The sequence below is a fragment of the Ruania halotolerans genome (assembly GCF_021049285.1).
In the GTDB taxonomy this organism is placed as follows: domain Bacteria; phylum Actinomycetota; class Actinomycetes; order Actinomycetales; family Beutenbergiaceae; genus Ruania; species Ruania halotolerans.
Genome location: NZ_CP088017.1, coordinates 1584544 through 1603350, shown reverse-complemented (window position 1 = coordinate 1603350; position 18807 = coordinate 1584544). Strand labels below are relative to the sequence as shown.

The following is an 18807-nucleotide window of genomic DNA, read 5'->3' as shown; positions in this document are numbered from 1 at the left end:
GGCCCGCGATCAGCCGAGCAGCCAGTCCAGCTCCCTGGTCAGCATGGTGATCCGGGCCGGCTCACGGCACGCCGTCACATCGTGCCCAAGGCCGTCGTAGACCGCGCGCCCGCGCAACCCCGGCACCGACTCGGCGGCCCAGGACATGCTGTGCCGGACGCCGTCTTCCGTGTGCTCGAGCAACACCACCGAATCCTCGTGCACCTCGAGGTCGCTGTAACGTTCGTCGTCGATCGCCAGTTCGGCCGGCAGGCCGGCCGTGATCGGGTGCCCCGTCTCGGGGACCGCCACGGTGGCCCGGCCTCGCGGTGGGTGCCAGGAGGGCCGCGGGTGCCCGGTCTGCTTGGGTACCCAACGCCCTCCCAGGGCCCGGGCCCATCGGTCGTCTTCGTAGAACGCGTTCGATCCGGTGTGTGTGGCCAGTACCGGCACGCCACGCCCGACGGCGGCCAGCACCCAGTCGCGCAACGCTCGCGCCCGCACGTCCTCTTCGGTATCGCTGACCGGGGTGGGGGTGCTGCCGCCTCCGGCGTTCACCACGATCAGGTCGACAGTGCCTGCCGGCGGTTCGGCCTCTCCTGCGACCAGCACCTGGGTGTGGATGGAGAGCGCATGGAGCTGCGTGGCCAGCACGGCAGAGGTGCCCTCGAAGTCGTGCCACGGGTCCGCGTAGCGGCCCGCTCCCGAGACCACGACGGCGGTGGTGTCCTGCTGCGACATGACTCTCCTTGGTCGGTGGCCCCGGACCCGGACGGGTAAGCGGTTGCCGATAGACTGCCATGTGCGTCGCCCTCGGGGCGACCCGTCCCCCGCACCCGTGAGAAGGAACTCCTCGTGACAGTGCCAGACGCTCCGGGCACACAGGGCAATGCAAAGGCCACGGTCTCCCTACGCTTGGGCACCCGGGAGGTCGCCCGCTACCGCGATGGCCGGGAGATGGCGGCGGACCTCTCCCCGCGCCCCTATCTGCACCCGGTACGGACCTCCGCAGGAGTCGAACTCACCGAGATACTTCCTGCCGACCACACTCACCACCACGGCGTGAGCAACGCCGTGGTGGAGGTGAACGGCACGATGTTCTGGGGCGGGAAGTCGTACGTACACCCGAGCGGTTACGAGATGCTGGCCAACCACGGCCGCCAGATTCCCCGCCGGACCGAGACGAGCGAGCACCACATCGCGGAACGCCTGGATTGGGTGGACGCCGACGGCACCCACGTACTCACTGAGGACCGCGAGATCCTCGCCGACCTCCTGCCCGCCGAGGACGCCTGGGCGCTGCGCTGGCATTCACGCATGCACGCCGACGGCGGAGGCGATCTCACCATTGGTTCGCCCGCGACCCGGGGCCGCACCGGGGCTGGCTACGGCGGAGTGTTCTGGCGTGTCTCCGGCGAGCACATTCCCACCTCCTCCCAGGTAGCCGGTGGTGGAGATCCGCTCGGCAATGACTCCTCCCCCTGGCTTCTACTGGTGCAGGAACGTGACACCGGACCGGTGAGCCTACTGCTCGGGCAGCCACGCGAGACGACGCTGCCGTGGTTCGTACGGACCACCGGTTACGTGGGCGCCGGCCCTGCCGCTGCCTGGCAGGAACCGCGCACGGTGGCGGCCGGTACGCACCTGGATCTGTACCTGTGGGCGGTGCTCGCCGATCGTGCACTCACCACCGACGACGCCGCCATCCTCTATGAACGACTGGAGCGCCTTTCGTGACCACCACCTTCGCCGTCGTCGGGATCCACGGGTACGGCAGCCAGCATCTGCACCAGATCGCCCAGCTGGCCACCGAGGGCCGGGCCCGCCTGGTGGCCGTGGCGGACCCGCGGGGGCTCGATGGGGCTGACACCGTGCCCGAAGGCACACCCGTATTCGGTGACCTGAGCGAGTTGCTGGCCCATACGGCGCCGGACGTGGTCACCCTCGCCACCCCGATTCACACCCACCTGCCACTTGCTGCCCAGGCGATGCGCGCCGGTGCGCACGTGCTCCTGGAGAAGCCCACCACGGCATCCTTCGCCGAGCTCACCGAGCTGATCGAGGTGGCGGACGAGACCTCCAAGAGCGTGCAGGTCGGGTTTCAGAGCTTCGGTTCGCACGCATTCGACCGGATCGCCGAGATAGTGGCCTCGGGGACGATCGGAACGGTCACCGGCATCGGCGGTCTCGGTCTATGGCGCCGGGCCCGCTCCTACTACGACCGTTCCCGCTGGGCGGGGATGCGCCGCCTCGACGGGGTGGAGGTCATCGACGGTGCGGTCACGAATCCCCTCGCGCACTCGATCGCCTCGGCCCTGAGGATCGCCGGTGCACGGCGTGCCGAGGACGTGGCCGAGGTGGTGGTGGACCTCTTCCACGCCAACGACATCGAGGCAGACGACACCTCCGCCGTGCGGCTGCGCACCATCTCCGGGATGCCAATCGCGCTGGGTCTGACGCTGGCGGCTGAAGAGCCGCACACCACACCGCGGTTGTTCGTCCACGGCACCGCCGGCACGATCGAGTTCCACTACACCACCGACGTGCTCACGGTCCGTGCCGGCGGGAGTGAGGACACCGAAGAGGTGGGACGAACGAGCCTTTTCGATAACCTCCTGGACCACCTGCAGACGGGTGCGCCGCTCTTGGCGGATGTGCGCGACACAGGCGCATTCATGCGGGTCCTGGAGGCCGTGCGCACGGCCCCCGACCCGGCACCGATCGCTGCCGAGCACCAGGAGCAGGTGGGCGAGGGACCCGACTCCTACCGAGTGGTCCGCGGTGTGGACGGCTGGTGTCAGCGAGTCGCTGACGAGTTGGCCACGTTCACCGAGCTGGGTGCGCCCTGGACCCGCTGAGCGTGACCTGCCGCCCCTGCTCTCGTTGAGAGATCAGCAACCTTCGGGGGCACCAGGTCAGGGCGTCAGGGCCCGACGGCGTAGGAGACAACCGTGTCGCCGTACGCCTTCTCGCCATCTTCGGTCCACCCCTTCGGCCACACCGGCGCCGGTGACCGGCTGGACCGCTCGAGAACGATCGTCGCCTGCGGTGCGAGCCAGCCTGGTCCGGCGAGGGCCGCGAGTACCCGGTCGATCTCATCGAGGTCGTAGGGCGGGTCGATAAGGACGAGGTCGTACCCAGCTCCCGGCGGACCTGCAGCGAGATGCTTGCCGACCGTCACCGGGTACACCCGCACCCGATCGGAGAGACCGGCGCGGCGGGCGTTGTCCCGGCACACCGTGGCCGCGAGCCGTCCGGACTCCACCAGGGCGACCTCACGCGCTCCCCTGCTCACTGCCTCCAATCCAAGGGCCCCCGAACCCGCGTACAGGTCCAACACGCGCGCGCCCTCGATCACTCCCAGATGCTCGAGCCGGGAGAAAACGGCCTCACGCACCCGTTCACTCGTGGGCCGGGTGCCACGCGGCGGAACGTCGAGACGGCGCCCGCCCGCGCTGCCGGCAACGATGCGGGTCATCGGCCACGCTCACGCTGCTGGCGATCGCGCTCGGCCTGAGCCTGCTCCATCCAACTGGGCTTCTTCTCATCTTTGACCCGGGTGGCCACGAACAGGCCGAGTGCGGACGTGGCCAGCTGACCTGCGAGCACCATGGGTGCCGGACCGAGCGCAATGGCACCGATGAGTAGCGGGATCAGGCACAAGACCACCAGATCCGGTCCCCGGGCAAAAGCAAGCATCACACCGGGCGCGACCGGCCCCATCGGGCCGTGGATCAGTGGCTTGTTCCAGTCCGGGGGTTTGCGATACGCGGCCCTGATCACGCCGGCGGCGAAGGTGGGCGCACACAACACCCCCACCGCTGTCCAACCAAGCATCGCGCCGTGCGCCGCGCCCCAGAAGGCGAAGATGGGCACACACCACAGCACCATCACGGACACCGGCCAGATGGCGCGCACCTTGCGTACGTCGAATGCCGAGATCGGGAAGTGCCGATCCAGCACCGGGGCCATCTCGGCACGGCGGGCGCTCTCCCCAGTGGCCATAGCTGCCAGTGCACCGCCCAGGATCAGGGCCGCCAGGTTGAGCCACAACGGCCACCCGGCCAGCATCGGCAATACCGCGAGGCAGGCGGCCACGAGCACCTGGATCACGTGCCGGGGTGAGCGGATGAACACTGTCGCGTCACTGGTCACGATCGCTGAGACTGGGCCGCGCACCCAGGAGAAGGTGGCCGAGCGCCGTCGGGAATCGGGGGCGGTGTTGACGCTCAGCGCGCGGCCGAGCTCACGCGTGTCCAGGGACGTCACGGCGCCGCCCGCATAGGCGCTGATAGCGCCCCGGGCACGCAACTCGCGGCCGGAGATCCGCTCAAGACTGCGCTCGGCCCACCAGGTGAGTCCGATCGCCGCCACGACGCCGACGCCAAGAATCACGGGCCATCCCGTGAAGCTCTCGAGTGCCGGTGCCGAGGGGCGCAGCACCGCCACGGCGGCACCAAGGAGGGGGCCCGCGGCCATCAGGGCGTCGCCGGCCAGGATCGCGGGGCGCAGTCGGCGCGACTTGCGGTTGCCGAGCACGATCTGACCCGCTGCAGTGGCGAGTGCCAGCGTCGCGCCGCCGGCAGCGCACGCCCCGATACCCCAGCCCACGCTCGGGTCCATCCCGAGCGCGAGGAACATCGCGAGCGCCCCTCCGGCTGCTCCCACGGCGCCGCCGAGCACCGGAACCAGGATGAAGCGCGGGCGCAACAGGCCGCGACGATCCGCCGGTGTGGTCAGCCACCAGGTCGCTTGTCCGCCGCCCATCCCGACCGGACCGAGCCGTCCGGCCAGGCCGATGATCCCGCCCGTGACGATCAGTAGCGTCACCACGGCCAGCCACAGCGGGTCCAGGGAAGCCGCATCCGGACCGGTGTTCAGGGTCGCGTTCAGCCCCTGCACTGCACCGAGGGCGATGACCAGCGCGATGGCCATGCTGAACAGCACGGAGTAGATCTCGGACAGCGCCTCGAAGGCGCTGCCGCCGGTGTGCGCCTCGGTGGCGGTGCGGGTGAGCCGGCGCAGCTGGCGCCCGCTGGGCCAGTTCTCGGCAGTCACAGTTCCTCGATCGCTCGGGCGCCTTCTTCGGCCGAGACCACGCGAACCCTGTCCTCGGCGAGGACCACCACGCGCGTGGCGGCCTCCCGCACGAGCACTGGATCATGGGTGGCCATCACCACTCCGCCGCCGGACTCGCGTTCGGCCACGAGGCGCTGCGCCAACCGGTCGCGCATCCCGGAGTCCAGGCGCTGCTCCGGCTCGTCCAGCACCAGGAGCGTGCGGGGGCGAACGAAGGCGGCGGCAAGCAGCAGTCGGCGGCGCTGCCCTGAGGACAGTGCCGTCGGGGCGGCATTCTGCCGTGCGGTGAGGCCGAATTCCTCGATCGCCTGGGTCACCTTGGCACTCACCTCGGTCATGCCGTGCCCGCGGGCGGTCAGCAACAGGTGTTCACGCACCGTGAGGGCGGGCAGATAGGAGTCCTCATCGAGCACCACGGCCACCTCGGCCCGGAACCGCTGGGTGCGCTCATCCACCGGCTTGCCGAGCACGTCCAGCGAACCACCGAGGAGATCGAGCAGGCCGGCCACGGCGCGCAGGAACGTGGACTTGCCGGTGCCATTGGAACCCACGATCGCGAGCCCGTGTCCGGCGGGCAGGTCGACGCTGATGGGCGGGCACACGGCACTGCCGATGGTGCTGCCGTAGCCGACACTCACCGACTTGGCGCGCACCAGCGGGGGTGCGGAGGTCTTGCGCTTAGGCACGGTCCAGGTACTCCTCATGGTCGGGATCGACGAGCCGGGTGATCTCGGTGAGCACCTCGGGGTGGTGGGCAAGATTCGGGTCGATGGCGATCAACGCCCTGGCATCATCTCGTGCCTGTTCGATGAGTTCGCGATCGCGCAGGACGCGCAGCATCGTGAGGGAGTTCCCCCGGCCGGACTGCGCTGCGCCCAGCACGTCTCCTTCACGGCGTTGTTCGAGATCGCGTTCGGCAAGGACGAACCCGTCGGTGGTCTCGACCAGAGCGTTCAGCCGTTCCCAGGCCGGGCTCTGCTCCGGAGCCGCGGAGACGAGCAGGCAGGTACCCGGGGCGGTGCCGCGGCCTACCCGCCCGCGCAACTGATGGAGCTGGGAGATACCGAACCGGTCGGCGTCCAAGATCACCATCACGGTGGCTTCGGGCACATCCACCCCCACCTCGATCACCGTGGTGGTGACCAGCACCGGGGTGCGGCCGGCGGCGAAGTCGGACATCGCGGCGTCCTTCTCCTCGGCGCTCAGGCGCCCGTGCATCATCGCCAGGGCCACCCCGGCGAGAGCGGGTTCGCGGCCAAGAGCGGCGTAGGTGTCCTCGACCGTCGACGGTTCGCCGGGGTGCACGCCACCCCCGACGGCGTCCGTGGCACGCAGGGCTGTGACGACTGGGCCGGCGTCGTCCTCGGGTGTGCTGGAGGTGATCCGAGGTGCCACCACGTAGGCACGGTTCCCCTTGCCCACCTCCTCAGCCACCTTCTCCCACGTGCGCGCGAGCCAGCGGGGCTTGTCGGCCGGCACCCGGAACGTCTCCACGGGCGGACGCCCGGCGGGGATCTCACGCAGGGTGGAGACGTCCACGTCCCCGAAGAACGTCATCGCCACAGATCGTGGGATCGGCGTGGCAGTGAGGAAGAGCTGGTGCGGCATGGTGCGGCCTTTGGCGCGCAGGGCATCGCGCTGCTCCACACCGAACCGGTGTTGTTCGTCCACCACTGTGAGCCCGAGGTCGGCGAACTGCACCTGCTCCGAGAGTAGGGCGTGGGTACCGATCACGATCCCGGCGGCCCCGGATGCCGCGTCGGCGAGGGCCTGGCGGCGGGCCGCGGCCCCCATCGAACCGGTGAGCAGCGCGATCCTGGTGCCGTCGGCCGCGCCTCCGAGCATCCCGGCCTCCCCGAGCGGGCCGAGCAGGTGCGCGATCGAGCGAGCGTGCTGCTGCGCAAGTACCTCAGTGGGTGCGAGCAGGGCAGCCTGGCCACCGGCGTCGATCACCTGCAGCATGGCGCGCAAGGCCACCACGGTCTTACCGGAACCCACCTCGCCCTGGAGCAGCCGCTGCATGGGCTCGTCACCGGCGAGGTCCGCGCCGATCTCCTCGCTGACGGCGAGTTGTCCAGCGGTCAGGGCGAACGGGAGTTGCTCATCCAGCGCGTCCACGAGGGCGTCCGGCCGTGGGGGTCGGGGCGTGGCATCGTAGGAGGCGATGTCGGCGCGGCGGCGAGCGAGCGCCGTCTGGAGGATGAACGCCTCTTCGTAGCGGTACCGGCGCTGCGCCTGCTTCCACTCCTCGTCCGTGGTCGGTTGGTGGATCATCCGCAACGCAAGTCCGGCGGCTGGCAGGTGCCGCCGCTGGACGACGTCGTCGGGCAGCCATTCGGACGTGTCGGACTCGCTCATCGGGTCGAGCACCATCCGGATGGCCTTGGCGATCTTCCAGCTGGGGAGCTTTGCCGTGGCCGGGTAGACCGGCACGGGTCGGTTCACGTGGGCCCGCACCAACGATTCGTCGGCTTCGTCCTCGAGCGGTTCGTACTCCGGGTGGGTCAGCTGGGGGGCGCCCTGATAGAGGGAGACCTGGCCGGAGAACATCGCCGAGGCTCCCAGCGGCAGCTGACGGCGCAGATGGGCGACCATGCCGCCGTTGCGGGCGAAGAAGGTCAGCGGGAGTCGGGTGTGGCCGTCGGTGATAGTCACCTTCACCACCTGCAGCTTGCGGTTGCGCGCCGGACGACTCTCGATGTCGGCCACTTCGGCCATCACCGTGGCGTGCTCGCCGGGGACCAGGTCAGCCAGCGGGGTGTACTTGCCCCGGTGCAGGTAGCGGCGAGGGAAGTGGCGGAGCAGCTCGTCCGTGGAGCGGATACCGAGGGTGCCGAGCGCCTTCGCAGTCGCGGGACCGACGGCGCGCGCCAGCCGCCGCGTCATCAGTTCCGCGGCGTCTGCGTCTGCTGGATCTACTGTCTCGGCCACCACCGCGATCGTATCGGCCGCCGGCGACTGTGTTGCCGAGCGGACCATTGTGCGGCAGAACACGCCTCCTGCGATGGGCTGGTTTGAGCAGAACGGCGCCGGTGGAGTACTCTTGAGCGGTTGCCCGCCCTGGGCACGCGTTCCGGCCCGCCCAGGTGGCGGAACTGGCCGAGACCCCCGAACCACGCCGCTTCACCCTGTGGCGAGCACTGACCTAGAGGAGACCCACCGTGGCTGCTACGTGTGACGTCTGCGCCAAGGCCCCGAGCTTCGGCCACAGCATCTCGCACTCCCACCGTCGCACCAAGCGTCGCTGGAACCCGAACATCCAGAAGGTGCGCACCGTCACCAATGGCACGCCGAAGCGCCTGAACGTGTGCACCTCCTGCCTCAAGGCCGGCAAGGTCACCCGCGCGATCTGAGGCACTGACGCGCTCGACGACATCCCCCGTCAATCCGGTCACCACCTGGGTCGGCGGGGGATGTCGCATGTGCGGCGCCACCCACATGCCCACTCGCTGATGTATCACGCCACGTGGATCAGCAACGACGCTGATCCACGGGTGGTGGCACATCACCCAGGAGCGAGCATGGGCGGACGTCCCGCGGGAGCGGGCGTGGGCGAGCGGGTGGCCAGGTCCGCGACCATCCGGTGCAGGTAGCGCTGCTCGGGAATGCTACGCGTGAGCCGGGCAGCCTCCGCCAGAGCGGAGATCGCCTCAGTCCGCCGACCGGCCTCCGCGAGCAGGTGCCCGCGCACGGCGTGCACGCGATGGCTGCGCGCACTCTCCCGGTCCGGAACGTGGGCCAAGAGCGCCAGGCCGGCAGCCGGCCCCTGCACACGAGCAAGCGCAGCCGCACGCCCCAACGTGACCGAAAGGCTCGGTGCCACTGCGTCGAGGAGCCGATACAGCGCGGCAATCTGGATCCAGTCGGTCTCGGCCCATGTTCGTGCTTCGGCGTGAACGGCCGCGATGGCCGCCTGGAGTTGAAATTCGCCCACTGGCCCCACCGGCAGCGCACGCTCGATCAGAGCGACTCCTTCGGCAATGAGGTGGGACTCCCATCGGGTCCGGTCCTGCTCCTCCAGCGGAATCAGCGCTCCGGCAGCGTCCACGCGGGTCTCGGCCCGTGATTGCGTGAGCAACAGCAGGGCGAGCAGGCCGAGGTTCTCCGGGTCGTCGGGCCGGGACGCCACCAACCGTCGCGCCAAGTGGGTCGCTTCCCGGGTGAGCGCAGCGTCAGTGATGATGGGCCCGCTACTGCGGGTATGGCCCTCGGTGTAGAGAAGCGCGACGGCGTGACGCACCGCTGCGATCGACCGCACCTGGTCCTCGGGCCGGCCCAGCGTGGCGCCCGCGCGGGTCAGGCTCGTTTTGGCGCGACTGATCCGCTGAGCCATCGTGGCCTCGGGGACGAGGAAGCCGGCCGCGACCTCGGCAGTGGTCAGTCCTCCCACGGCGCGGAGCATCAACGCCACCTGGGACCCTTTGGTCAGGGACGGATGGCAACACAGGACCATCAGGTCGAGCGGGTCATCGTTGGTGGTCGCCGGGCCGAGCCTGCGCTGACTCGCAAGCCGTAGTTCGCGTTCCCGGCGGCTGGTGTCGCTACGGAACTGATCGATGAGGCGGCGGCTGGCCACCCGGATGAGCCAGCCACGGCGATCGCGCGGAACGCCGTCCCGCGGCCACTGCACAGCGGCGGCAAGCAGCGCCTCCTGCACTGCATCCTCGCAGTCGGCGAACTGTCCATGCCGCCGCACGAGTGCGGCAAGGACGTGCGGCGCCTCCTGGCGCCACACGTCCGCCCACTGCGCAGTTAGCTCGACCACCGCGCGCTCACCTGCACCGCCCATCTGCGCAACTGGATCAGCTCATCACCGGCCGGAGTTCGACAGTCTCCCCCGGTCCGGAGAATCGGTGCGTGATCTCCTCGGCGCGGGACTGGCTGTCCACGTCGATCAGGAAGAATCCGGCCAGATGCTCCTTGCCCTCCGCGTACGGGCCATCGGTCACCAGTCGTTCCCCGTCCTCCCAGCGGAACAGACGTGACGTCGTCGGATCGCCGAGGGCTTCCCCGGTGACCAGCTCACCCCGGGCCTGCAGATCGGTGAGCACCTCCTCGAACTCCGCATTCAGCCGCTCTCGCACCTGCGCGGGCTGATCCTGTAGCTCGGCAATGTAGTCACCCGTCGGGTGCCCCCACGGCTGCGGGTTGGAGTGGATCAGGATCAGGTACTTCATCTCACGTGCTCCTCATGTCGTGCCGGGCACCGGTTGCCTCGGCTTCATCATGGACGTCGGAGCCACCCGCCCGTTCTCGACATGGGTGCGCACCGATTCGCGCCCCGCGTGACCTCGACGGCATGGGTGCGCGGCCGCTCACGCTCGCACGTGGCGGGTCAGTGCGAGACGTACTCCACCAGCGAGTCGCGCTCGGACTGCAACTCGTCGATCCGGTGCTTCACGATGTCGCCGATGGAGACGATCGCCTGCAACTCTCCCTCGACCACCACGGGAAGGTGGCGGATCCGATGCTCAGTCATGGTGCGCGCGAGCGTCTCCAACTCGTCCTCCGGCACACACGTGTGCACGTCGACGGTCATCACCTCAGCAACGCTCGAGATCAGCACGTCCGGCCCGGAGCGGTGGAGGTGGCGCACCACGTCCCGCTCGGTGACGATGCCGCTGACCGTCCGGCCGGCGTCAGCGGAGACCACCACGGCACCGATGTTCTTCTCGTCCAGCAACGCCAGCAGTTCGCTTACGGTCACCTCGGGTGAGACCGTGACGACCGCGGCTCCCTTGCGACGGATCACCTCTGAAATACGCATACCTCACGATACGTCATCTGTGACACCGATCACAGTGCTGGTGCCGTGATCAGCATAGAGTCAGCGGTGTGAGTGTGAGCGTGCGTCCCGCCGCCGTGTTCGACGATGTGCGAGCGGTCGTCGGGCCCACACGTCCCGACGCCAACGTCTGCTGGTGTCTCAGCTACCGAGTGCCCTCTCGACTCAACAACGAACTTCGCGGGCCGGCGCGGGGAGCGTACGTGGAAGAGCTGCTCGCCGGCGGGCCGATCGGCGTGCTCGCCTATCACGAGGACGAACCGGCGGGCTGGGCCGCGATCGCGCCACGATCGGACACCGCGTTCGCGCGCAACCGGAAGATCCCGCACGTGGACGACCTGCCAGTGTGGTCGCTGTGGTGCATCCGGGTCCGCCCGGGGTTTCGTGGTCAGGGCATCTCCCACGCCCTCATCGCCGGCGCCCTCGACCACGCTCGTGCCCGCGGGGCACCGGCCGTGGAGGCCTACCCGCTCGACAACGACGGCGCCAAGGTCGACCGCACGATGGCCTACCCCGGGCTGCGCAAGAACTTCGAGGCCGCCGGGTTCACCTATGCCGCCGACACCAGTTCTGTGCTGAGCGGATTTCCGCGCGTCCTGATGCGCCATCCACTCACCTGAGGCACCGGCACTGGGACACCCAGCCTCATGCCCCGTTGAAGTGATCCCATCCCACGCCGGTGATCGACGGCGGCGCACCATCCACAGTCACCGCACCGCCGCCCGCCCGCACGGTCCCGATCTGCCGAAATCTCTCCGGGAGCTCGACCTCCGGCCCGAATACCGCCAACAGCCCGTGGTCCTCTCCCCCGCTCAGCACCCACCGCCACGGGTCATCCCCGCACATCTGCGCGAGTCCACTCAAGGCCTCGGCATCCGCACGCAGGCTCTGCGTGGACAGGTCGATCTGCACTCCGCAGGCATGCGCCATCCGGGCGCCATCGCGCAACAGCCCATCGCTGACGTCCATCAGGGCACGCACCCCCGACGCTGCGGCAGCAGGTCCCGCGGCCAGCGGCGGGTCTGGGCGCAGATAGCCCACGACGGCGTCTCGTGCGCCCACCTCCTGAGCCTCACCCATCCCCGCCTCGAGCAGTGCCAAACCTGCGGCTGACCTGCCCAGCACACCGGCGTGACACACTCGATCCCCTGGCCGAGCGCCGGCGCGTAGCACCGGTTCGCGCCCCTCCAGGTCACCGTGCGCGGTCACCGACACCATGATCACCGGACCCGAGGAGAGGTCTCCTCCGACGGCCCCGACTCCATGCGGTCGGCACGCGGCGGCGAAGCCGTCCGCGAACTCCTCCACCCAGGCCACCTCAAGGTCTGGCGGCACCACCAGGGAGGTGACCACCGCCGTCGGGCGGGCCCCCATGGCGGCCACATCGGCAAGGTTCTGCATGACGGCGCGCCAGCCCACATCAGCCCCTGAACTCCAGGCACGGCGGAAATGCCGCTCCTCGACGAGCACGTCGGTGGTCACCACGAACCGGCCGTCCGGTGCCGCCACCACGGCGGCATCGTCTCCCGGGCCCAGCAGAGTCGCCGATCCCCGCGGGAGGCGAGGGACGATCCGCTCGAGTAGCTCCTCCTCGGTCAACTCACGCACAGTCGGGTTCGGATCCGCAGTCACGGGAGCGAGCCTAACCGCGCCGGTATCGTGGAGCCGTGCACGCTCGTACCCGGCTCGCCGCTACCGCTGCTGCCGTACCGCTGATGATCGGGCTCGCCGCCTGCGGGGCGCCGGTCGAGGTGGAGCCGGCTCCAGAGGCAAGCGCTCCGATATGCGCAGAAGTGGTACGAGCCCTTCCGGAGGAGTTGGCTGGTGCCGAGCGCCGCTCCACCACCTCCCAGGCCTCGGCCGCGTGGGGCGACCCAGCGATCACCTTCCGTTGTGGCGTACCGGTGCTCGGACCCACGACCGATCGGTGCATCACCGCCGAGGCGGGGAACGGTACGAGCGTGGACTGGGTGGTGGCCGAACTCGGCAGCGTGTCCGACCAGACGTGGCATTTCACCACCTACGGGCGCGTTCCGGCGATCGAACTCGTGGTCCCGGTGGACTACGCCGCCGACGATCCCACGACGCTGCTGGTGGACATTGGCGAGGCGATCAGCGTGATCGACGCCGAGCGCTCCTGCGTGGGGATCTGAGCGTGCGCGTCAGCGCAGGCCGGTGGGTCGCTCGCGAGCGAGCTCGATCAGTTCGGTGATCAGGTCCGGATACGCGAGGCCGGAACGCTCCCACATCATCGGGTACATGGAGAACGGGGTGAATCCGGGCATGGTGTTCAATTCGTTGACCACCACCTCACCGGCGTCGGTGTAGAAGAAGTCCACCCGGGCAAGGCCCTCACAACTGAGCGCCTCGAAGGTCTGCGCGGCCAGGTCCCGGATCTGCGCGGTCACGTCCTCGGGCAACGCTGCGGGCCAGGCGAGCGTGACGCCGTCGGCGTGGAAGTACTTCGACTCGTAGTCGTAGAACCCGTGCTCGGGATCGGTCACCACGATCTCCCCGGGCACAGTCGTGCGTGCCGGGGCGTCGCCGCGCGCCTCGAGCACTGCACACTCGATCTCCCGGCCCACGATCGCGGCCTCCACGATCACCTTGGGGTCGAACCGTTGCGCCTCCTCGACGGCGGCCGTCAGGTCCTCCGGTCGGTCCACCTTGGTGATCCCGAAACTGGAGCCGGCCCGGCACGGTTTGACGAAGACCGGCCAGCCGAGCGCCGCCACCGAGGCCAGGGCGTCTTCGCGGGCGGTGCGCCAGGCGCGGGGGGTAATGACCGTGTACGGGCCCACCGGCAGTCCGGCGCCGGCCAGCACAATCTTCATGTAGTGCTTGTCCATCCCGACGGCGGAGGCGAGCACCCCGGAACCGACATACGGCAGGCCGGCGAGCTCGAGCAACCCTTGCAGGGTGCCGTCCTCACCGAACGGCCCGTGCAGCAGCGGGAGCACCACGTCCACCTCGCCGAGTAGCGCAGGCACGGTGCCGGGCTCGTAGCTGACCATCTCCCGGGATGCTTCACCGAGCGGGAGGAGTACACGCGCACCGTCGGCTACCGTCACCTCAGACGGGGTCGGGCCAGTGATCTGCCAGCGCGCCGGATCGTCGTCGGCGACGACCCACTCCCCGGCCCGGGTGATCCCGATCGGGACCACCTCATAACGGTCCCGATCGATTGCGGCGAGTACCCCGGCCGCAGTCGCACAGCTGACAGGGTGCTCGTCGCTACGGCCACCGAACAGGATCGCCACACGGGTTCGCTCGCTCATCACCGCCGAGCGTACGACACGGCAGCTGGCGACGGTGGCCCACACTCCGGGCGGGTGGCCCGTCCATTGGCAGCGCTGCGTAGGCTGATCACTCGTGAGCGATCTGAACCAGCTGCACCCCGACACTGCGACCGTGGCCGCGGGTCGTCCCGCCCGGGCCGAGCAGGCGCCGGTGAACCCGCCGGTGGTGCTCTCCTCGACCTACGTCTCCACCGGCTCCCCTGACTCAGGCGACCTGGTGTACGCCCGCCTCGGCACCGAAACATGGCTCCCGTTGGAGGAGGCGTTGGCGGCCCTGGAGCATGCGGAGCTGCCCGCATTGGCATTCGCCTCCGGGATGGGGGCCATCTCCGCCGCCCTGGATCTCGTACCCGTCGGTGGTGAGGTGATCATCCCGCGGCACAGCTACCACGCCTCCCTCGTGGCGGCCCGGCACCTGGCCGAGCGCTCCGGGGTCCGGATCACCGAGGTCGATATCGCCGAGACTGATCAGGTGAGCGCGGCGCTCACCTCCTCTGCGCAGCGGGGGCACGCTCCGGTGCTCTGGGTGGAGTCACCCACGAACCCGATGCTCGAGGTGGCTGACCTTCCCGCGTTGGCGGAGGCCACCCACGCTGTCGGTGGGTTGGTGATCGCCGACAACACTTTCGCCACTCCGTTGGGCCAGCGCCCGCTTGAGCTGGGCGCGGACGTGGTGGTGCACTCGGTGACGAAGTACCTCGCCGGGCACTCGGACGTGATATTGGGAGCAGCGTTGACCAACGACGCGTCGCTGCACGGGCAGTTGCGCACCAGGCGCAGCATCGGCGGCGCCGTGGCAGGACCCTGGGAGGCCTGGCTCGCGTTGCGCGGGATGCGCACTCTCGCCTTGCGGGTGCAGCGGTCCCAGCAGAACGCCGCCATCCTGGCCGAGCACCTGGCGGGGCACCCGCAGGTCGCCTCGGTGAGCTACCCGGGATTGCCGGATCATCCGCAACATGAGCGCGCAGCGGCACAGATGAGCGGCTTCGGCTCAATCCTCACCCTGCGCCCGCTCGGCGCAGTGGCCGGTGCAGAAGCCCTCACCCGCTCCCTGAGGTTGTGGGTTCCGGCCACCAGCCTGGGCGGGGTGGAGTCGTCTCTGGAGCGGCGGCGCCGGTTCGCTGCCGAAGCCCCGACAGTGCCGGAGGACCTGCTGCGACTGTCCGTCGGGATCGAGGACTCCGGCGATCTGATCGCCGATCTCGATCAGGCGCTCCAGGTGGCTGCGCAGTACTCTGCGTAGACGTTCGCGGGAAGGAGACGATGATGCAACACACACGGATCCGATACGTCCCGACGGCGGTGCTCGCCACTGCCATGCTCGCGCTGGCCGGGTGCACGGGAGATTCCGATGACGCTCCCTCGGGGCCGGCGAGTGAGCCGGCAACGACTGAGCCCACCGAATCCGAGGGGCCGGCTGAGACCGACGAGCCGACCGAGGATGCGACCACGCAGGATCCGAGCGCGGACCCGACAGCGGACGACGAACCCTCCGGCGGCGCAGCCCCGTTCCCGGCCGACACGTCGACCGACATCCAGGAGCAGGACGGTGAGGCGGACCTGCTGCTGGTGGATGCACGCACTGGTGCTCACGAGGGCTTCGACCGCGTGGTGATCGATTTCGAGGGGTCGGGCACTCCCGGGTGGACGGCCGAGTACGTCGACGAAGCGTTCCAGGACGGTAGCGGCCATCCGATCACGCTCGAGGGCGACGCCGTGCTGGAGGTCCGCCTGGAGGGTACGCGCTACCCGGAGAAGACCGACGACTACTTCTCCCCCACTGTGCTCGAGCATGAGGGCGAGCAAGTGGAGCAAGTCGACGTCGGCGGTACGTTCGAGGGGTACACCCAGGTCGTCCTTGGGCTCGACGAACCGGGTGCCCCGTTCCGGGTGTTCTCGCTCACCGATCCGATCCGCGTGGTCATCGACGTTCAGCACCTCGACGACTGATCCCGGCAGCATTCGGGTATCGGACCCGATCGACTGGGATCACCGGGTCCGTCCCGCTGACGATCCTCGGACCCGTCCCGATGTGCCTGAGCCATCAGCCAGGGCGAGTCAGCGCCGGTAGCCCTGCCCTGGATCTGGCCGCCACTGTACGGGTTCCTCGGGCGGAGTACCCGGCCGGATGGTCGCCAGCAATGCGGTGACCTCAGCCATGATCGCGGTCGTTGCCGCACGCAGAACCTCACCGGAGATCGGCTGTTCCCGGAACCGGCTCAGCTCAACAGGCTCGCCCGCGCGCACATGGGTCCGTGGCCGGCGCCACGGGTGCAGCCGGTAGGTGGGTGGCGGCATCAGCAGGTGGGCACCCCACTGCGCGACCGGGACCACGGGCACGCCCGTCTCCAGCGCCAGCCGAGCCGCGCCGGTACGGGCCGCCATCGGCCACAGGTCCGGGTCGCGGGTGAGGGTGCCTTCGGGGAACATCAGCACACTGGTACCACTGCGGAGTCGCTCGGCAGCCGCGTCGATCGATGCCGCTGCGTTGCCGGTATCGCGGTACACCGGCACGTAACCACAGGCACGCAGCAACCAACCGAACCCGCGGGCTTCGAACAAGGAGGATTTCGCCAGCGCCACCGGGAACTGGCCCTGGGCAACGAAGAAGTGCAGCGCCGTCAGGGAGTCGATGGTGGAGACGTGGTTGGCGACGGCGAGGTACGGCCCCTCGGGCAGGTGCTCCAGTCCGCTCCACCGTGGCCGGGTCATCGCGCGGACGGGCACGCGGGCCAGGGCAGCGGCTACCCGGTAGGCACGCGGCACCGGAGCGCGATGAGGGCTGCGATCAGGTGTGTCCATCAGATCCACCCGCGCGCCCGGGCCATTCGCGCCGCCTCATGCCGGTTCGCCGCGCCCAGTTTGGTGACCGCCGAGGAGAGATAGTTGCGCACCGTCCCTGGGCTGAGCGAGGCGCGTGTGGCGATCTCCTCCACGGCAGCGCCATCTGCGGCGAGTTCGAGCACGTCGGCCTCGCGGGCGGTGAGCGGACTGGCCCCGGCCGAGATGGCTTCGGCGGCGAGCTCGGGATCGACGTACCGGCCACCGGCCACCACCTGACGGACGACATCGGCCAGCACCTTCGCCGAGGTCGTCTTCGGGAGGAACCCGCGCACGCCCGCCTCGAGGGCCTTCTTCAGATAGCCCGGGCGGCCATGGCTGGTGACGATCACGCTGGCGCATCCGGGAACGTCTGCGGCGATCTGGGACGCCACCTCGATCCCGTCCAATCCCGGCATCTGCAGATCCAGCACGGCCACGTCCGGCCGCACGCGGGCAGCCACGGCCACCGCCTCGGTCCCGCTCGCCGCTTGGGCGACCACCTCGAGATCGTCCTCAAGGTCGAGCAAGGAGGCAAGCGCGTCCCGGATCAGATTCTCGTCGTCGGCGAGCAGCAATCGGATCGTCACAGCGCGGCCTCCTTCTCGTCGTCGGGAACCCACGCTTCGAGCCGGAATTGGGATTCGTCGGCGTCGTCGACGCCAGCGTCGATCCTGCCACCGATCGCGGCCAGACGTTCACGAAGCCCGTCCAGTCCGGAACCCCGGCGAGAGGAGGTGACCGGCCGGACACCGTCATTGACGATGGTCACCTGAGCTCCGCCGTCGGCGGCTTCCACGGCAATCGTGCACGTTCGCGAATCGGCATGGCGGACCACATTCGTGACCGCCTCCCGCACCACCCAGCCAAGCCCCTCAGCGGCCTGGGGGCCGATCACGAGGCCCTCGCCGCTGACATGGGCCGCGATACCCGCCGAGCGCAGGATCTCCCGCGCACCGGCCAGTTCTGTCGGTAGATCGACGGTGCGGTAGCCCTCCACCACGGATCGCACCTCTCGGAGGGCGTCCTGCGCGATCTGGCGGACCTCAAGCATCTTCTCCGGGCCTCGAGGGTCGCCGCGCCGGGCGAGTTCGGCGGCCAGTTCGCTGGACACCGCGACGGCGGAGAGCGTGCGCCCGAAGATGTCGTGCAGATCGCGCGAGAACCGGAGCCGTTCCTCCGCCACGGCGAGGCGGGCGTCCACCTCTCGCCGATTCGCCTGCTCCCAGACCACACCGATCATCCACGCCGAGACGCGGAAAGACAGCACGAATCCGATCAGCATCAGCGTTCCGGCAACGGCGACGGGGATCAACATGCGCAGTTCGCCGGTCGCCCACGCGTGCAGTGCGGTGATCACGACCATCGCAAGGATCCCGGTTCCGGCCAACCGCCATGCAGTGAGCAGGGGCGCAAGCGCCGAGAGGGCGATACCGACCGGAGCGAGGAAGGCCCACCCGGGAGTGAGCACGTCGGCCTCGTCGGGACGCAGCGGCGCGGCAGGGGCCAGCGCTGCCGCAACGAGCGCGAGAAGCACCACCGTGACGGCAATGAGGGCGATCACCGTCCGGGTGGGATACCCACCGCGGCCCAGATAGTGATTCACACCGCGTGCCAGGGTGAACTCAGCAACTGCGGTGTGGATCAGGAACCCGGCGGTGCTGGCCGGAGCGAACCACGCCTGCGTGCCGGTCGCGGTCGCCACGCTCGCGGCGGCAGTGATCCCGACCATCGGCCCGATCAGCAGCAGAAAGTACAGCGACCAGCGGTTGTAGATCTCGAAGCGCTCGGGGTCACTCTGCCCTCGCCATCGGCGTCCTGACACCGTCCCTGCTGCTCGCACAG

General features: G+C 69.5%; 20 protein-coding genes. 7 read left to right on the top strand and 13 right to left on the bottom strand.

The features are described from left to right. Positions 1 to 9: 9 nt before the first annotated feature. Complete coding sequence (locus tag LQF10_RS07015) at positions 10 to 720, bottom strand: ThuA domain-containing protein (protein ID WP_231066765.1); 711 nt, start codon at positions 718 to 720, stop codon at positions 10 to 12. A gap of 114 nt (positions 721 to 834) precedes the next feature. On the opposite strand from LQF10_RS07015, the gene LQF10_RS07010 reads away from it, so the two are divergent. Beyond that, positions 835 to 1716, top strand: a complete 882-nt coding sequence (locus LQF10_RS07010) for a DUF6807 domain-containing protein (RefSeq protein WP_231066764.1) — start codon at positions 835 to 837, stop codon at positions 1714 to 1716. After that, complete coding sequence (locus tag LQF10_RS07005; RefSeq protein WP_231066763.1) at positions 1713 to 2837, top strand: Gfo/Idh/MocA family protein; 1125 nt, start codon at positions 1713 to 1715, stop codon at positions 2835 to 2837. The genes LQF10_RS07010 and LQF10_RS07005 overlap by 4 nt, the downstream gene beginning before the upstream one ends. A 65-nt stretch (positions 2838 to 2902) precedes the next feature. On the opposite strand, the gene rsmD is transcribed toward LQF10_RS07005, so the two are convergent. Genes rsmD through LQF10_RS06985 form a run of 4 tightly spaced genes read right to left on the bottom strand, consistent with a single transcriptional unit; the run spans position 2903 to position 7989 of the window. Then, positions 2903 to 3457 (bottom strand): 16S rRNA (guanine(966)-N(2))-methyltransferase RsmD, encoded by a 555-nt coding sequence (gene rsmD / locus LQF10_RS07000; RefSeq protein WP_231066762.1) that lies wholly within the window; start codon positions 3455 to 3457, stop codon positions 2903 to 2905. Beyond that, positions 3454 to 5037, bottom strand: coding sequence for a DUF6297 family protein (locus LQF10_RS06995; RefSeq protein ID WP_231066761.1), 1584 nt, complete (start codon positions 5035 to 5037; stop codon positions 3454 to 3456). The genes rsmD and LQF10_RS06995 overlap by 4 nt, the downstream gene beginning before the upstream one ends. After that, positions 5034 to 5744, bottom strand: coding sequence for an ABC transporter ATP-binding protein (locus tag LQF10_RS06990; RefSeq protein WP_231066760.1), 711 nt, complete (start codon positions 5742 to 5744; stop codon positions 5034 to 5036). The genes LQF10_RS06995 and LQF10_RS06990 overlap by 4 nt, the downstream gene beginning before the upstream one ends. Beyond that, positions 5737 to 7989, bottom strand: a complete 2253-nt coding sequence (locus LQF10_RS06985; protein WP_231066759.1) for an ATP-dependent DNA helicase RecG — start codon at positions 7987 to 7989, stop codon at positions 5737 to 5739. Before LQF10_RS06985 ends, LQF10_RS06990 begins: the two co-directional genes overlap by 8 nt. A gap of 230 nt (positions 7990 to 8219) precedes the next feature. Here LQF10_RS06985 and rpmB point away from each other — a divergent pair, with 230 nt between their 5' ends. After that, complete coding sequence (rpmB, locus tag LQF10_RS06980; RefSeq protein ID WP_231066758.1) at positions 8220 to 8411, top strand: 50S ribosomal protein L28; 192 nt, start codon at positions 8220 to 8222, stop codon at positions 8409 to 8411. 152 nt (positions 8412 to 8563) lie between these two features. Here rpmB and LQF10_RS06975 read toward each other — a convergent pair whose 3' ends face one another. The 3 genes from LQF10_RS06975 to LQF10_RS06965 all read right to left on the bottom strand — a co-directional run bounded on the left by LQF10_RS06975 (position 8564) and on the right by LQF10_RS06965 (position 10825). Then, positions 8564 to 9847, bottom strand: coding sequence for an RNA polymerase sigma factor (locus LQF10_RS06975; RefSeq protein ID WP_231066757.1), 1284 nt, complete (start codon positions 9845 to 9847; stop codon positions 8564 to 8566). Between the two features lie 13 nt (positions 9848 to 9860). Continuing rightward, positions 9861 to 10235 (bottom strand): YciI family protein, encoded by a 375-nt coding sequence (locus tag LQF10_RS06970; protein WP_231066756.1) that lies wholly within the window; start codon positions 10233 to 10235, stop codon positions 9861 to 9863. Positions 10236 to 10393: 158 nt separating this feature from the next. Further along, positions 10394 to 10825, bottom strand: coding sequence for a CBS domain-containing protein (locus LQF10_RS06965; protein WP_231066755.1), 432 nt, complete (start codon positions 10823 to 10825; stop codon positions 10394 to 10396). Between the two features lie 68 nt (positions 10826 to 10893). Here LQF10_RS06965 and LQF10_RS06960 point away from each other — a divergent pair, with 68 nt between their 5' ends. Continuing rightward, on the top strand, positions 10894 to 11463 hold the full coding sequence (locus LQF10_RS06960) for a GNAT family N-acetyltransferase (RefSeq protein ID WP_231066754.1): 570 nt from the start codon (positions 10894 to 10896) through the stop codon (positions 11461 to 11463). Positions 11464 to 11488: 25 nt separating this feature from the next. On the opposite strand, the gene LQF10_RS06955 is transcribed toward LQF10_RS06960, so the two are convergent. Continuing rightward, a complete protein-coding gene (locus LQF10_RS06955; protein WP_231066753.1) occupies positions 11489 to 12475 on the bottom strand; it encodes a thiamine-phosphate kinase in 987 nt (328 codons plus the stop codon). A 35-nt stretch (positions 12476 to 12510) separates the two neighbouring features. Here LQF10_RS06955 and LQF10_RS06950 point away from each other — a divergent pair, with 35 nt between their 5' ends. Beyond that, positions 12511 to 12996, top strand: coding sequence for a DUF3515 family protein (locus LQF10_RS06950; RefSeq protein WP_231066752.1), 486 nt, complete (start codon positions 12511 to 12513; stop codon positions 12994 to 12996). A gap of 9 nt (positions 12997 to 13005) precedes the next feature. Here the strand turns inward: LQF10_RS06950 and LQF10_RS06945 are convergent, their stop codons facing one another. After that, complete coding sequence (locus tag LQF10_RS06945; RefSeq protein WP_231066751.1) at positions 13006 to 14121, bottom strand: D-alanine--D-alanine ligase family protein; 1116 nt, start codon at positions 14119 to 14121, stop codon at positions 13006 to 13008. Between the two features lie 94 nt (positions 14122 to 14215). Between LQF10_RS06945 and LQF10_RS06940 the strand changes: the two genes are divergently transcribed. Together LQF10_RS06940 and LQF10_RS06935 are read left to right on the top strand one after the other, a co-directional pair. Further along, complete coding sequence (locus tag LQF10_RS06940) at positions 14216 to 15385, top strand: trans-sulfuration enzyme family protein (RefSeq protein WP_231066750.1); 1170 nt, start codon at positions 14216 to 14218, stop codon at positions 15383 to 15385. Positions 15386 to 15408: 23 nt separating this feature from the next. Continuing rightward, on the top strand, positions 15409 to 16092 hold the full coding sequence (locus tag LQF10_RS06935) for an AMIN-like domain-containing (lipo)protein (RefSeq protein WP_231066749.1): 684 nt from the start codon (positions 15409 to 15411) through the stop codon (positions 16090 to 16092). Positions 16093 to 16200: 108 nt separating this feature from the next. Here LQF10_RS06935 and LQF10_RS06930 read toward each other — a convergent pair whose 3' ends face one another. Genes LQF10_RS06930 through LQF10_RS06920 form a run of 3 tightly spaced genes read right to left on the bottom strand, consistent with a single transcriptional unit; the run spans position 16201 to position 18805 of the window. Beyond that, positions 16201 to 16944, bottom strand: coding sequence for a lysophospholipid acyltransferase family protein (locus LQF10_RS06930; protein ID WP_231066748.1), 744 nt, complete (start codon positions 16942 to 16944; stop codon positions 16201 to 16203). After that, a complete protein-coding gene (locus tag LQF10_RS06925; protein ID WP_231066747.1) occupies positions 16944 to 17552 on the bottom strand; it encodes a response regulator transcription factor in 609 nt (202 codons plus the stop codon). The genes LQF10_RS06930 and LQF10_RS06925 overlap by 1 nt, the downstream gene beginning before the upstream one ends. Next, positions 17549 to 18805 (bottom strand): sensor histidine kinase, encoded by a 1257-nt coding sequence (locus LQF10_RS06920; RefSeq protein WP_231066746.1) that lies wholly within the window; start codon positions 18803 to 18805, stop codon positions 17549 to 17551. Before LQF10_RS06920 ends, LQF10_RS06925 begins: the two co-directional genes overlap by 4 nt. Positions 18806 to 18807 lie beyond the last annotated feature (2 nt).

Bases quoted from the DNA above. Each gene is read 5' to 3' on its own strand.
- LQF10_RS07015 (WP_231066765.1), bottom strand. From the start codon at position 720: ATGTCGCAGCAGGACACCACCGCCGTCGTGGTCTCGGGAGCGGGCCGC.
- rsmD (WP_231066762.1), bottom strand. From the start codon at position 3,457: ATGACCCGCATCGTTGCCGGCAGCGCGGGCGGGCGCCGTCTCGACGTT.
- LQF10_RS06975 (WP_231066757.1), bottom strand. From the start codon at position 9,847: ATGGGCGGTGCAGGTGAGCGCGCGGTGGTCGAGCTAACTGCGCAGTGG.
- LQF10_RS06970 (WP_231066756.1), bottom strand. From the start codon at position 10,235: ATGAAGTACCTGATCCTGATCCACTCCAACCCGCAGCCGTGGGGGCAC.
- LQF10_RS06965 (WP_231066755.1), bottom strand. From the start codon at position 10,825: ATGCGTATTTCAGAGGTGATCCGTCGCAAGGGAGCCGCGGTCGTCACG.
- LQF10_RS06945 (WP_231066751.1), bottom strand. From the start codon at position 14,121: ATGAGCGAGCGAACCCGTGTGGCGATCCTGTTCGGTGGCCGTAGCGAC.
- LQF10_RS06935 (WP_231066749.1), top strand. From the start codon at position 15,409: ATGCAACACACACGGATCCGATACGTCCCGACGGCGGTGCTCGCCACT.
- LQF10_RS06930 (WP_231066748.1), bottom strand. From the start codon at position 16,944: ATGGACACACCTGATCGCAGCCCTCATCGCGCTCCGGTGCCGCGTGCC.